The organism is Shewanella aestuarii (genome assembly GCF_011765625.1).
In the GTDB taxonomy this organism is placed as follows: Bacteria; Pseudomonadota; Gammaproteobacteria; order Enterobacterales; family Shewanellaceae; genus Shewanella; species Shewanella aestuarii_A.
The window spans coordinates 1,247,789-1,262,877 of sequence record NZ_CP050313.1; the positions used below are offsets into that span (position 1 = coordinate 1,247,789).

The 15,089-nt window shown below is 41.4% G+C and carries 11 protein-coding genes and 1 pseudogene; 5 read left to right on the plus strand and 7 right to left on the minus strand.

Annotated elements, in window-relative coordinates; genetic code table 11:
* Window positions 1–19: 19 nt before the first annotated feature.
* Window positions 20–421 carry a MerR family transcriptional regulator gene (locus tag HBH39_RS05740; RefSeq protein ID WP_167676442.1) on the minus strand — a complete coding sequence of 134 codons (402 nt, stop codon included), beginning with the start codon at window positions 419–421 and terminating at the stop codon, window positions 20–22.
* 269 nt (window positions 422–690) lie between these two features.
* Here HBH39_RS05740 and HBH39_RS05745 point away from each other — a divergent pair, with 269 nt between their 5' ends.
* Window positions 691–2,607: a propionyl-CoA synthetase gene (locus HBH39_RS05745; protein WP_167676444.1), complete on the plus strand. Its 1,917-nt coding sequence runs from the start codon at window positions 691–693 to the stop codon at window positions 2,605–2,607.
* A gap of 277 nt (window positions 2,608–2,884) precedes the next feature.
* Complete coding sequence (gene gndA / locus HBH39_RS05750) at window positions 2,885–4,414, plus strand: NADP-dependent phosphogluconate dehydrogenase (RefSeq protein ID WP_167676446.1); 1,530 nt, start codon at window positions 2,885–2,887, stop codon at window positions 4,412–4,414.
* Window positions 4,415–4,478: 64 nt separating this feature from the next.
* Here gndA and HBH39_RS05755 read toward each other — a convergent pair whose 3' ends face one another.
* A complete protein-coding gene (locus HBH39_RS05755) occupies window positions 4,479–5,360 on the minus strand; it encodes a 1,4-dihydroxy-2-naphthoate polyprenyltransferase (protein ID WP_167676448.1) in 882 nt (293 codons plus the stop codon).
* A gap of 214 nt (window positions 5,361–5,574) precedes the next feature.
* On the opposite strand from HBH39_RS05755, the gene tesB reads away from it, so the two are divergent.
* From tesB to HBH39_RS05770, 3 genes are all read left to right on the plus strand, one after another.
* Window positions 5,575–6,435: an acyl-CoA thioesterase II gene (gene tesB, locus HBH39_RS05760; RefSeq protein ID WP_167676450.1), complete on the plus strand. Its 861-nt coding sequence runs from the start codon at window positions 5,575–5,577 to the stop codon at window positions 6,433–6,435.
* 31 nt (window positions 6,436–6,466) lie between these two features.
* A complete protein-coding gene (locus tag HBH39_RS05765; protein WP_167679982.1) occupies window positions 6,467–6,868 on the plus strand; it encodes a YbaY family lipoprotein in 402 nt (133 codons plus the stop codon).
* A 98-nt stretch (window positions 6,869–6,966) separates the two neighbouring features.
* On the plus strand, window positions 6,967–8,235 hold the full coding sequence (locus HBH39_RS05770) for an MFS transporter (RefSeq protein ID WP_432280138.1): 1,269 nt from the start codon (window positions 6,967–6,969) through the stop codon (window positions 8,233–8,235).
* Between the two features lie 36 nt (window positions 8,236–8,271).
* On the opposite strand, the pseudogene HBH39_RS05775 reads toward HBH39_RS05770, so the two are convergent.
* The 5 genes and pseudogenes from HBH39_RS05775 to HBH39_RS05795 form a co-directional block, all read right to left on the minus strand.
* A pseudogene (locus tag HBH39_RS05775) lies at window positions 8,272–9,650 on the minus strand (sigma-54-dependent transcriptional regulator).
* Window positions 9,651–9,655: 5 nt separating this feature from the next.
* Window positions 9,656–11,476, minus strand: a complete 1,821-nt coding sequence (locus HBH39_RS05780) for a sensor histidine kinase (protein WP_167676452.1) — start codon at window positions 11,474–11,476, stop codon at window positions 9,656–9,658.
* Window positions 11,477–11,606: 130 nt separating this feature from the next.
* Complete coding sequence (locus HBH39_RS05785) at window positions 11,607–13,004, minus strand: TRAP transporter large permease (RefSeq protein ID WP_167676453.1); 1,398 nt, start codon at window positions 13,002–13,004, stop codon at window positions 11,607–11,609.
* Window positions 13,004–13,651 carry a TRAP transporter small permease gene (locus HBH39_RS05790; RefSeq protein WP_432280139.1) on the minus strand — a complete coding sequence of 216 codons (648 nt, stop codon included), beginning with the start codon at window positions 13,649–13,651 and terminating at the stop codon, window positions 13,004–13,006. Before HBH39_RS05790 ends, HBH39_RS05785 begins: the two co-directional genes overlap by 1 nt.
* 76 nt (window positions 13,652–13,727) lie before the next feature.
* Entirely contained in the window at window positions 13,728–14,744 is a 1,017-nt protein-coding gene (locus HBH39_RS05795; protein WP_167679985.1) for a TRAP transporter substrate-binding protein, read from the minus strand.
* Window positions 14,745–15,089 lie beyond the last annotated feature (345 nt).

Here is a 15,089-nt window from a genome sequence, read left to right on the forward strand (position 1 = left end):
TGAGTGCTTATGTATCGGGTTAAGCTTTGTTGTTTTTGTCTAAGGCTGATTTACATTGCTGTTCAGCAGAATTGAGCTCCATTAACACGACTTTAATGTCATCCATTTGCTGTTGTAGTGCTGCTTTTTTTTCATTTACTAATTCAAGCATGGTGTTAAGTTGAGCTGTGCTTGATTTATCGGCGTCATACAGCTCAAACAAGCGGCGGGTCTCAGACAATGAAAAACCTAAACGCTTACCACGAAGAATAAGCTTCAGGCGTACACGGTCTTTCAAGCTATAAATCCGTGTTTGGCCACGACGTTTAGGTTTAATCAGGCCTTGGTCTTCGTAAAAACGAATGCTGCGAGTGGTGATATCAAATTCTTTTGATAAATCACTAATAGAATATGTGGACTGTTGGCTAAGGGGCGCGTTCATCATCTCACCAAATAAGGTTCTTTTGATGCAAGATATATGAAGTTTACGTAAAGGTAAAGTTTGGGCTGTTAAATCTAAAGGGGAACTGTTAATTTGAGTTACCACTTTAGTGATTAGCTTTTGATAATTAAAGAACAATTGAGTTATTGGGGAGATAAATCATTAAATAATAAATCGCCTAAATTATAACGACTTATCCCTTGGTCTAATAGGGTTATTGGATGAATTCTGCTCATAATCGTTATAAGTGAGTTATCAGGAGAATTATTATGGTCGACCTAAGTCAATCATTACATGCGCAATCTATTCAAGACCCAATTAGCTTTTGGCAAGATGCCGCCAAGATGATTAGCTGGGATCGGGTGCCAACACAAATATTAGATGAGGCGAGAAAGCCATTTTATGAGTGGTTTACTGATGGCAAAATGAATACCTGTTTTAATGCGGTTGACCGACATGTCGCAGCAGGGGGCGGAGATAATATTGCCATTAATTACATTAGCCCAGTGACTCAAAATCAATATCAAATCACCTATAACGAGCTATTAGCACAAGTTAGTCGTTTAGCTGGCTACATGCAATCCATTGGCATTGAGAAAGGCGATAGGGTGGTTATTTACATGCCTATGATCCCTGAAACCGCTTTTGCTATGTTGGCGTGTGCGCGAATTGGTGCCATTCACTCTGTGGTGTTTGGTGGTTTTGCTGCTAATGAGTTATCCACTCGCATCAATGATGCCAAACCTAAATTAGTGTTATCAGCATCATGTGGTATTGAACCGTCTGGAGTTGTACCTTACAAACCCTTACTTGATGATGCGCTAGAGCAAGCTTCGCATCAGGTTGGTCATTGTTTGATATTAAATCGACATCAGTATCAAGCCAGCTTAATCGCACCAAGGGATGTTGATTGGCAACAGGCGGTAGCAGGTGCGTCAGGTGTTGATTGTGTGTCACTGCAAGCTACCGATCCCTTATATATTCTTTATACATCGGGTACCACTGGCCAACCTAAAGGGGTGGTTCGTGACAATGGCGGTCATGCGGTTGCCCTGTGTTGGTCGATGAAACATATTTACGATATTAGCGCTGATGAGGTGTTTTGGGCCGCCTCTGACGTAGGCTGGGTGGTTGGTCATTCATACATTGTGTATGGGCCGTTATTGGTTGGTGCAACAACCATTATGTATGAAGGCAAGCCGATAGGTACACCAGATGCAGCCGCTTTTTGGCGCATTATTGCTGCGAATAAAGTAAAAAGCTTCTTTACCGCACCGACAGCCATTAGAGCCATTAAGCGCGAAGATCCTGATGGTGAGTTAATTAAACAGTTTGATTTATCTTGCCTTAAGCAAATGTTTCTTGCCGGTGAGCGCTGTGATCCCGATACCTTAAATTGGAGTCAAGCAATGCTTGGTAAACCCGTTATTGATCACTGGTGGCAAACGGAAACCGGCTGGCCTGTTGCGGCTAACTTAATGGGCGTTGACCCTATTGCCATTAAGCCGGGGTCACCTGCTAGGCCGGTACCTGGGTATCAAGTTGAAGTCCTTGATGCCATGGGCAAGCAAGTGCCAGCAAATGAAAGCGGTAATGTGGTGATTAAACAGCCGCTACCTCCTGGGACATTAACGACCCTTTGGCAAAACGATAATCGTTATGTTGAAAGCTACTTATCAATGTATCCCGGTTATTACTTAACTGGTGATGCGGGCTATATTGATGATGATGGTTATCTTTATATTATGAGTCGTATTGATGACATCATTAACGTGGCTGGTCATCGTTTATCTACCGGTCGTTTTGAAGAGGTGTTATGTCAACACCCTGCGGTAGCCGAAGCAGCGGTGATTGGTGTGCAAGATAAATTAAAAGGCCAAGTGCCACTGGGGATGGTTGTACTTAAAAATGGTGTCGATTTATCTGACGAAGACCTAAATAAACAGCTTTTAGCGCTGGTAAGGCAAGAGATTGGCCCTGTAGCATCATTCAGGCTAGTGAGTGCAGTCCCCAAATTACCCAAAACTCGTTCAGGTAAAATACTGCGAGCGACAATGCGTAAAATTGCAGATAATCAAGAGTATAGCGTTCCAGCTACCATTGAAGATCCCCAAACACTTGAAATTGTCCGTAATACACTAACTCGGATGGGTTATGCCAATGCATTAACTAAAACGTTGGCTTAGGCAAGCCAAGTTCAATGTTGGTTAAACTAGGTTAAGCTTTGATGGTCTTTTACCAAGGTGCAAGCAAGTTATCTTTCTTGATTGTTTACCTTGGTATTTTAATACTTTTTTATAATTGTATGACTAATGTCGTTTTAAACAATAACTCATTTCGCTGACTTATACCCTTGAGATCTGCTTTCGACTGGTAATTTAGTTACAAAAATCGCTATAATGTTTGTCCATACGGATTCGCTAATCGCGATTAATCTCTGTGACCTTGTGGAATAATAATCAAATGTCTCACCACACCCAATTGTCAAACATCGGCGTTATCGGCCTTGGTGTTATGGGCAAAAATCTTGCTTTAAACATTGCTGATAACGGCTACCATGTTGCTATTTTTGATCTTGATAATGGCAAAATAAATGCGGCTCTTGAGCAAGAGCATCACGAGCGCAAAGAAGGCTTAGCGCCACGAATGCAAGCTTGTAATAATCTTTCACAAATGCTCGACAAATTAGTCTCGCCAAAGGTCATTGTATTATCAGTGCCAGCAGGCAAGCCTGTTGATGCCATTTGCCAAACTTTAATTGAAGCAGGCATAACTGCTGAAGATATTGTGATTGATACAGGTAATAGTCTATGGACTGATACCGTTGCTCGCGAAGCTCAATATAAAGATCAGTTTAAGTTCTTTAGCTCAGCGGTTTCTGGCGGTGAAGTCGGCGCACGCTTTGGTCCCTCGCTAATGCCTAGTGGTGATCCTTCTGCATGGCAATATGTTGCGCCGATATGGAATGCTATCGCGGCGAAAGTTGACCCAGTGACAGGTTTGCCAATAGAGCGCTTTGAGCCGGGGAATCCGGTAACAGAAGGCGAGCCTTGTACTACCTATATTGGCCCAGCGGGTTCCGGCCATTACGTAAAAATGGTGCATAACGGTATCGAGTATGCCGATATGCAGCTAATTTGCGAAGCCTATCAATTGCTGCATGATGGTTTAGGTATTTCAACTCATGAGATAGGCGATATTTTTAATCGTTGGAATCAAGGAAGCTTAAACAGTTACCTAATGGGGATCAGCGCAGAAGTTTTGCAACAAGATGACCCACTAACAGGCAAACCATTAGTGGAAGTTATCCTAGATAAAGCAGGTCAAAAAGGCACGGGTTTGTGGACTGCAGTAAGCAGTTTACAGATAGGCTGTCCTGCTCCAACGATTGCTGAAGCGGTTTATGCTCGCGCGGTCAGCACTCAAAAAGAACTCAGAATTCAGCTCAGTCAAACCTTAGCCGGCCCGGCAAAGGCTAGCATTTCAGACGAAGAAAAAACGGCGTTTATTGATGCGTTAGAAGATGCACTATTTTGTGCCAAAGTGTGTTGTTATGCCCAAGGCTTTCAGTTGATGGCGATGGCCGCTAAAGAACAAAACTGGACCTTAAACTTTGCTGAAATTGCTAAAATTTGGCGTGCAGGTTGTATTATTCGTGCAACCTTCTTGCAATCGATTACCGCGGCTTATCAGCAAAATGCCCAATTGCCAAACTTGCTAATGGCACAAAGTTTTAGCTCAAGCCTTGCCGCTAAACAGCTTAACTGGCGTAAAACGGTCGCCGCATCTGTCATGCAAGGCATTCCTGCGCCATGTATTAGTTCTGCCATTGCCTACTATGATAGTTATCGCTGTGAAACTTTACCGGCTAATCTATTGCAAGGGCAGCGTGACTTTTTTGGCGCGCATACCTTTGAACGTACCGATAAACCTGCAGGTGAAAAGTATCATTTAGATTGGAGTGCTAAACAGCGCACACTAAACAAGGTCTAATGCAGTCTTGATAACGAAAAGGCTTCCAGTCGGAAGCCTTTTTTGATCGGCAAATTAGCTAAAATCAATTAACCAAACCAATTAACAAACCTGTACTAAATAACACACTAAAAATCATAGTAAGCTTTGCTGTTTGGCCAAGAATGGGGTTTAAGGCTTCACCAGTGTTATTGTGAAATGCTTTGCTGAGGTTCCTTGCTAACACCAATGACAGTCCAGCAAGCATTACTGGCCAGCCTTCTAAAGCACCCAGTAAAAATCCGCCAATGATGATCCAAAAAGGCAAATAAACAAAGCTTTGGTACAAGACTTTAGCTTGGGCTTCACCAATACGCACTGCTAAGGTGTTTTTGCCTGCTTTTGTATCGGTTTGAATATCACGAGTATTATTTACCAGCATAATGGCTGAATTGAAGAAGCCGATAGCTGAACCTAATAACCATGCCGTTAAATTAGTATTGCCCGCTTGCAAATAGTAACTACCGACCACAGCAACTAAACCGAAAAAGACAAATGCTGCTACTTCACCAAGGCCATGTGACGCCAGTGGATAGGGACCACCGCTGTAACACAAGGCACCTAAAATAGATGCTGCGGCTAATACTGCTATTGGCCAACCGCCATGCCAGATAAGATATGAACCGACGACTAATGCAGCCAGTAAACAGAGGAACATGGCGTTACGTACAGCCTTGGCTGGGAGCATACCGCTTTGGGTTACACGTACTGGCCCAACTCTTTCATCGGTATCAATCCCGTTTTTAAAATCAAAATAGTCATTAGCAAGATTGACCGAAATTTGCAGTAAAATACCGCATAACATTGAGACCGCAGCAATTAGCCAGCTGAACTGTTCCAGTTCAATAGTGAGCATATTGCCGATTAATAATGGCCCAATAGCGGCCGGTAGGGTTCTTGGGCGAATAGCCAAAATCCAAGATTGCATATAAACCAATTAAGTGACTAGATTAGTAATGCCTAATAGCTTAACAAAATTTGGTCGATGCTGCTGTTGATATTGTTTGCAGTAAATCACTAAATTTAACTTTGTGGGCGCTAAGTTGGTGTTTTTATGCTTAGCTTAATGGAAACTAACTACCCATAAGATGGCCGATTAGGGTAATCTTATTCATCAGTATGATAATTATAGAGATAAGTAAATGAGTCAGGTGTTGAACGATTTATTATCATTGTTATCCCTTGAGCAAATTGAACTAGGGTTGTACCGAGGGCAAAGCCAAGATCTAGGTTTTGGTCATGTGTTTGGTGGTCAGGTGATGGGGCAAGCGTTAAGTGCTGCGAAACAAACTGTCTCTGATGATCGTCATGTGCATTCAATGCACAGCTATTTTTTACGCGCCGGTGATGAAAAACTGCCTATTGTTTATGATGTTGAAATTATGCGTGATGGCGGCAGTTTTAGCGCACGAAGAGTGAAAGCTATTCAAAAAGGTCGGCCAATATTTTATATGACGTGCTCATATCAAACTGTTGAGGAAGGATTTGAGCATCATGCAAAAATGCCAGCTGTACCAGGTCCTGATGGCTTATTGAATCAACAAGAACTTGCTATGACCATGCGTGATAAAGTATCTGCCAAGGTGTTAGAAAAGTTTATGGAAGATGCGCCAATTGAAATGCGTTTGGTTAATCCGCTTAATCCAATGTCGCCGTCAGTGGTTGAGCCAGTTCGTCATGTTTGGATTAGGGCTAACGGTAAAGTTTGTAGCGACCACAACATCCAAGAATCACTTTTAGCTTATGCGTCTGATTTTAACTTTTTGGTCACGGCGTTGCAGCCCCATGGCGTGTCAATGTTAAATCCTGGTCTTCGTTTGGCGACTATTGATCATTCGATGTGGTTCCATCGGCCGTTCAATTTAGGTGAGTGGCTGCTTTATACTATTGAAAGTCCGAACGCCGGTGGTGGCCGAGGTTTTGTCAAAGGGCAGTTTTTTGATCAGCAAGGCCGTTTGGTCGCTTCTGCAACTCAAGAAGGCTTGTTGCGAATGAAGCGTTAATTTATGCTGCTAAGGATGATTTAAATTGAATATGATGACTAAAACGAGACTGTTTTTCACAGGGATTATTCTGGCAATAAGTACGATACTTAGTGGTTGTGTCGCGGTTGAGCCTGAGCCTCCAGTGGTGGTAAATGGCTTTGCTAGCTATTTAGAAAAAATTGCCCTACCTCAAGGTTGCACCATTAATATCGCGATAATTGATCTAAACACCCCTGGCTCTATCCTGTCTCAAAAGAGTTTTGATATTGCGCGAGTACCGGTGCCATTTAAGTTTATTTTTCCTGCTGATGTTATTGATTCAAGAATTAAATATGGCGTTGTGGCAATGATAACTTATCAAGAGCAAGTGATATTTCAAACCTATGATAAGTTTGAAGTGATTAATAATAATAAATTCACTACTGAAGTATTAATGAAACCAGTTAGATAGTTTTTGTATCGCTGAGGTCACATAATCAAATGCTCGTTATTGTATATTATCAATGACGAGCAATAATGTTTTTTCGTTGTATAACTTGTGGCATGTTTGTGAACCAAACAGAATTAGCTTCAATCAAATCATCTAGTTCTCACTCACCTGATCAAGGTAAGCAAAGTCGGTTAATTTGGGCTTTGTGTCTTGCTTCTGTGGTAATTTATATCAATTTGTATACCGTTCAAGGTATGTTGCCGTTGATTGCTGAACACTTTGATGTTTCAGGTGCTCAAGCTACGCTCGTATTGTCGGTGACCAGTTTTACCCTCGCGTTTTCTTTGCTTTTTTATGCCATTATTTCTGACAGAGTTGGGCGCTTGAAACCCATTGTGGTTAGCTTATGGTTATTGGCCTGTTCAAATGTGTTGCTTATTTTTACCCAAGATTTTGATGCCCTTGTTTGGGTAAGGCTGCTGCAAGGTATTTTATTGGCGGCGGTTCCAGCCATTGCTATGGCTTATTTTAAAGAGCAACTCGCCCCCGAGTTTATGCTAAAAGCCGCGGCTATTTATATCATGGCCAATAGCCTTGGTGGAATTGCAGGGCGGTTATTTGGCGGTTTACTGTCGCAGCATTTGTCGTGGCAACAATCCATGGGCTTGGTGTTTGTGGTGACATTAATCGGTGTCGCAGTGGTGACTTTTTTACTGCCCCGTAATGAAATTAATCCTCAAACATCTATTGGTGCTAGTTCATCTAAATATGGCCGCAAAGCCAAGATGATTGATGACTTACGCGGGTTCTGGCTACATTTATCTGACGCGAAAATGAGTTTAGCCTATCTCATCGGTGGCTTAGCTTTTATGATGATGGTGAATCAATTTAGCTTTATTCAGTTACATTTAATGGCTGCGCCTTATGAGTTAAGTCGTTTTAATGCCACCTTGATTTTCTTGTGTTATTTGAGCGGCACTTTTGCATCCTATCTATCGGCAAAATGGATTGTTCGCTTTGGGTCTATTGCGTTATTTAAGGCGGCATTTTTGCTTATGCTGTGCGGTAGTTTATTAACTCTAGTCGATACCATGTGGGCGATTATTTTTGGTTTTTTGATCACTGCAAGTGGTTTTTTCTTAAGCCATAGTTGTTGTAATTCGTTTGTTGCTATTCGTGCAACCCAGCATAGAGCTAAAGCCACCTCGCTTTATTTGTGCAGTTATTATTTAGGTGCTGCGCTAGGTGGACCATTTTTAATGGTGTTTTGGCAAGAGGCAAAATGGCCTGGGGTGGTCATGGGGTCGTTAGTGTTATTGTTGATGTTATTTATTGCTATTTGGCTGCTTAGTCGAGGTTCACTTAATCAGCATTCTGCTGTTAATTAACCTCAACTAGGTGTTTTAACTAACATAGCTGATTGATTACTCCGTACCTTGGGTGTATTGCTTGCGGTCAAGTTCGAACTTTTTCATCTTATCGTATAGGGTTTTTCGCGGTAACTCTAATTGTTCCATCGTGAGCTTGATGCTGCCTTTGTTATGGCTTAGTGCTTCTTCAATCAATAAACGCTCAAAAAAATCGACTCGTTGCTGTAATGACATGCCTGAGTGCATGCTAGGGGCGTATCAATATTACCTGCTGCAAATGCCGCTTCAGCCCCCAAGAGTACGTAACGCTCTGCAAGGTTACGTAATTCTCGCACATTACCCGGCCAATCATGCGAGGTTAGTTGAGCTTGTTGTTCAGGCGTTAATGCAATTAACGCTTTGTGGTATCGGGTTGATGCAATTCGAGCAAAATGCAGAAAAAGTAACGCAATATCTTCTCGGCGTTCGCGCAGCGGTGGGATAGGTATGGTGACTAAATTGAGTCGATAGAGTAAATCTTGGCGAAACTCTCCTGTGCTGCACAGTTGCTGTAAATTCACTTTGGTGGCGGCAATAACGCGAATATCAAGGTTTATTGATTGGTTTGACCCAAGACGTTCTACTTTTCTATCTTCCAATACTCTGAGTAATTTAACCTGTAAGCTAAGCGGGGTACTTTCTATTTCATCTAAAAATAATGTGCCACCATTGGCGTATTCAAACTTACCTATTCGGGTTTTGTCATTACCGGTATAGGCACCAGCTTGTGCGCCAAACAGTTCGCTTTCAATTAAGTTTTCTGGAATGGCACCACAATTAATGGCTACAAAGTTATGTTTATTACGCTGACTGTGATCATGCAGGTAACGGGCAACTAATTCTTTTCCGGCACCGGTTTCTCCTTCAATCATAATATCAGCTGGGGCATCAATGACTTGATGAATAATATTACGCATTTTGTTGATGCCAGGACTGTGACCGAGAATGCGAGGCCCAGGTGCAATATGGGATTGTAACTCTTGTTTAAGCTTGCGGTTTTCTAAGGTTAACTTTCGTTTTTCTAATGCGCGCTTGGCGACGTCAAATACGTGCTCATTGCTAAAGGGTTTTTCTAAAAAGTCATAAGCGCCTTTTTTGACGGCTTCTACTGCCATGGCTATATCACCAAAACCTGTGAGTAATACCACGGGTAAATCGACATCTTTGGCCATTAATTGTTGCAATAAATCTAAGCCGTTTAGCTGCGGCATGTTCACGTCAGATAGCACAATGCCCGGCCAGTCTTTGTAGATGAGCTCAGCCACTTGTGTTGGTTGCGTGGTTGATTGTGCGTTAATGCCTTCTAATTTAAATAATTGACTTAACACACTGCCAATATGAGGTTCGTCATCAACAATAATGACCTGTAGTTGGCTGATATCATCAAGAGAAATCAATATTATTTTTCCTCATAAAAATAGAGTGGTAAGAAGAGGGTAAATTTTGCGCCTTTATCTGCAACATTTTCCACCTTAATACTGCCATGCATTGACTCGATAATGCGTTGCGATATTGATAAGCCTAGGCCTAATCCTTGGCGTTCATTGGTGGTGTAGTATGGCTCAAAGATTTTGGTCATTTGACTCTCTCTTACCCCAGGACCTGTGTCTTGAACACTGATAACCACTTGGTTTTTGCTATGACTACTATTGGCCATCAAGGTTGATACTGTGATGGTTAATTGTTTAGTTGGACTTTGCTGCATGGCAACAATGGCATTACTAAATATATTAACCAACACTTGCTGTAATCTGACACTATCACCCCAAATCTGGCATCGTCCATTGGGTAACGTATGACTTAATTGGATCCCTTGTTTATCTATTTCAGGTTGAACAATAATTAACGCTTGTTTAATGGCTTGGCCAATGTCAGTTGCGTTATCTTTGCCTGTCGATTTACGGGTAAAGCTTTTAAATTGGGCGATGATATCGGCCAATCTATCTGTGAGTTCAATCATGATTTTCAGATTACTTTTAGCGTCATCAATCATGTCGCGGCCTAAGAAGGTTTGTGTATTTTGCGCATAGCTTCTCAGGGCTGCCAGAGGTTGATTTAATTCATGATTAATACTTGCAGATAAGTTGCCAATCACAGTGAGTTTGGCGGCTTGAATTAATTCATCTTGCGTGTTTTTTAGTTGAGTATTGGTTTGTTCCAGCTCAGCGGTTCGCTGCTTAACTCTCGCTTCAAGTTGGTTTTGGGCCTGATGCATACGAAGCAGGTTTTTACGTCGCTCGATACTGTACATGGCAAATAACACCAGCAGTAAATATAGGCTGGTGGCAAGTAAAATAATAGCTGGCAAGGAGGTTTGTAATGGCTGCAAAGGAGCCAGTACATGCACAGTCCAGTTTGCACTTGGCATAAATTGCTGATTAACAAGATACATTTGTGCGCCATTGACAGAGGTTATTTTGTATTTCGAAAACGGTTTATCATTATTGACTTGATATTCTGGAGTAATAGCAAGCTCGCTGATTGGTCTGGTGGCATAGCGTTTTGAATTGTTTATCGCAAAACGCTTTGCTTGTGATAGCGGAGTTAACGAACTAAAACGCCATTGATTGACGCTGGATAAAAATACGATATCGTCAGGGTCGCTGATCATAAACTCATATTGACCAGCAATTGCTATTCCTGCGCTTTGTTGCTCTATTACGCCTATATCCACTTTAACCACAATGACACCTAATACTATGCCATTGTGATAGACCGGATTCGAAAAATAAAAACCGCGTTTATCTGAAGATGTCCCTACTGCATAGTATCGCCCAGCACGACCAGACAACGCATCGATAAAATAGGGTCTAAATGAGTAATCGTGATTGATAAACGAATTCTTTTTTTGCCAGTTGCTCGCCGCAATAGCAACGCCTAGAGCATCGGTTAAATAGATGTCGGACGCTTCTGTGACTTGCTGTAGCTCAAAAAGATAATCATTCAACTGAGCCATTTTCTCGCTGTCTTGCTGGGCTAATAAGCCTTGTTGCAATATTGGATTGCTGGCAATAACTTCGGGAATAATTTCAAACTGAGATAATTGCTGTTCAATAAAAATGACTAATTCATTGAGCTGCTTTTCAGATTGTGTGGCGATCTCTTGAGTACCTTGGTTAAGCCAATACCAATGAGTAAAGAATATGGTGGCAGCTAAACCAAACACGATCGCGATAATAGGGATTATTTTACGTTTTAATTTTTTTAATTGGGGGACCATACATGCTCTCAAATTGGTCTTTATAACAAAACGAGCTTAACACCAGTTATCATACCTAAGTTGTCTGTTAATGGAATGTAGTATAGGTAATTGTTTGATGTTAATGCTCGTTTTATTCTATTTTATCACCTTAATAGCCATTTAATTTATCGATGTACTCAGGCAGAAATAGTGATATTTGTGGCACATAGGTAATTAGCATCAAAAATATCAGCAGCAGGACTAGCCAAGGTAAACATGACTGAATAACCCAGCCCATGCTTTTACCGGTTATGCCAGCGGTAACAAACAGGTTGAGCCCCACAGGTGGTGTTAGCATGCCGATTTCCATGTTGACCACCATGATGATCCCAAGATGAATGGGATCAATACCGAGTTGGGTCGCAATAGGGAATAAAATAGGTGCCATAATCAGTAAAATTGCAGATGGCTCCATAAAATTACCTGCAGCTAACAACAGTAAGTTGACGATAATCAAAAAGCCCCATGGTGGTAAACCAAGGTTAACAATTGCTTCAGCAATAATATGTGGGATCCGCTCTGTGGTTAATACATGAGCAAATAACATGGCATTGGCGATAATAAATAGCAGCATAATACTGACTTTGGCACCATCGCGAACCACATGACGAATATCTTTATCGACAGGTGTTTTTATGACTGCCAGCAGCATCAGTAAAATATTACGGCCACTTGCAGTGATGAGTGACTCTTGATGGTTACGCCATGATACATTCTTTAATGGGCCAATATCTCGATAACCAAATACCGCAATAAAATAGGCATAAACGCAAGCGACAGCAGCAGCTTCCGTTGGACTTGCCACACCACCATAGATGGATCCTAAAACAATAATGATGAGTGCCAATCCTCCTAGTGCTTTCGCGCTTGAAATTGACAAGGCTTTAACACCGGGAAAGGGGCGTGAAGGCAGATTTTTAATTCTGGCCACCACGTAAATGGCTAGCATGAGCATGCCGCCCATCATTAATCCTGGGATCAAACCTGCCATGAACATTCTAGCAGCTGATACCTCTGTGGCTGCGGCATAAACGAGCATCACAATGGAGGGTGGAATTAAAATGCCTAAAGTGCCTGAGGTGGTAATAACCCCAGCGGCAAATTTTTCAGGATAGCCTGCGCGTACCATCCCAACGATAACGATCGAACCAATCGCGGCAACGGTAGCCGGTGAGGAGCCAGAAACCGCAGCAAAGAGCATACAGGCCATGACTGAAGCCATAGCAAGCCCACCACGAATATGGCCGACACTGTCCATTGCAAAGTCAATAATTCGCCTTGCGACACCACCAGTGGATAAAAATGCCGAAGATAAAATAAAGAAAGGAATTGCAAGTAATGTGTAGTGCTCTGAGGTTGATTCGTAAAGCTTTAAGGCGATCGATGCTAAGGAGTCATTAGAGAAAAGTAAAATGGTCAACACGCTTGAGAAACCTAATGCAATGGCAATAGGCATACCAATTAACATGCAGATAAGCAAAGTGATAAATAAGGTCGCGATAGTCATTATTTGTCGTCCTTATTGTGAGTATTTTTAGTTGCTGTTTGGGCCGCATCATCAATTAAATGCATGCTTTCTTTAGCTTCATCAGCTAATTTGAATCCATCGACTTCACCTTTGAAAATGGCGATGGTTAATTGAATAAACCGCCAAGCCAGCATAGAAAAGCCAATGAGTAAGATACTTTGAGACATCCAAACTGGTACTGGACCATTATCTTCAACATCGATTTTCAATACTTCCCATGCAAAGTCGGGGTCAAGCTGGTGGACGATAAAGGCAGGCAGGTCAATATCTTCCATTGGCAAGCCAATTTGATACATTTGCGATAAATAATCCCAACTGCCTTTTAAAAAAAGGCCGCAATAAATCACACATAATATACTGGCAAATAAGGCCACTAGGCGTTTAGGGCCCGGTGATAGGGTATTCACAAATGCATCAACCCCAATATGTGCACCCACTTTGACACCATAAGACATGCCAAATAATACGAACCAACCACAAAATGTTAGTGTTAGTTCTTGGATCCACAAAAAGCCGGTATTAAAGAAGAATCGTGCGATCACTTCGCCGAATACCAACAGGGTCATGAATGATATTAATAAGTTTAAAAAGCCTTCTTCGAATTTATTCAACAGATTTGAAATCACTTGTTCCTCCTATTTTTATTGTTATAGGTAGAAAAGTGGGTGGCATAAACAGGGGAAACTATGCCACCCATAAAACTTACTGTTTATTTGATTGTTGCGCAGCGTCAATCATATCTTTACCAATTTGGTCTTCAAATTTTGCCCAAACAGGCTTCATTGCATTGACCCATTGTTGGCGCTGTTCTGCACTAAGTGTGACAAGTTGTGAACGTTTAGAGTCAAGGATGGCTTGTTTGTCTTCTGAATCTTTTTGAGCTGCGATTTGATTTCCTAGGGCAATAGCTTCATCAAGTGATTTCTTGATAATGTCACGTTTATCTTTTGGTAACCCTTTCCAGAACGTATTGGATGTCACCACCATGTAGTCTAGTAAGCCATGGTTACTCTCGGTAATGTGACTTTGTACCTCATAAAATTTCATTGAATAAATATTTGACCAAGTGTTTTCTTGGCCATCAATCGCGCGAGTTTGTAATAGGGTAAATACCTCTGAAAAAGGCTTTTTAACCGGAATGGCTTTTACTGCATCAAACTGTGCTGCAATAACATCAGATGCCATAATACGGAATTTTTTGCCGTTAGCATCTTGAGGTAAGGTAAGAGGTTCATTAGCAGAAAATTGCTTCATACCATTATGTAAATAGCCTAAACCAACAATGCCTTTGCGATTCATGGAATTTAAAAGCTTTTGGCCTGATTCTGATTGTTGAAATTTATCAACAGCTTCCATGTCTTCAAATAGGAAGGGCAGATCGAAAATTTGCAACTTTTTAGTGTATCGCTCAAATTTAGATAAAGAAGGTGCAACGATTTGAACATCATTTAGTAGTAGCGCTGCAAGCTCATTATTATCACCAAAAAGCTGTGAACTTGGAAAAACACTGACGGTATATTCACCCGGTAAACGCTGTTCTACTAACTCTTTAAATTTTAATGCCATTTGCCCTTTAGGTGTGTTTTCGGCAACCACATGAGAAAACTTAATTTCTATCGGTTCAGCGAAAGCATTAACACTGGAGATTAATGCCGTGGTGAGGGCAGACACTTTGGCAACCGTTTTTAGTGATTGCCATAACGTTTGATGTGCAGTCATTGTAGGCTTATGCATAGTAAGGCTTCCTTTCTAATTTATTGTCGTTTTTCCTCTTTAGCTACATGGGTCAATGCAGCGGGATATAACTTAAATCCTAAGAGGGCTATTACTTCAGTAGCAAAGGTAGTGCCAGTATGTAGGGGTTATTTAAATTATTGATTTTTATAATTTAAAAATGTAAGCGGTTTTATGGGACGTAAATTATTGGGTCAAACAAGAAACAAACAAATCAGATTAATGGGTGTAATTTCACACATTGATAACATTTGATCAAAAATAGCGAGAGTAAAGATGATTAATAGCTTAAAAGCGTAGGAATAAGTCTTAGATGCAAGTAAATTTGAA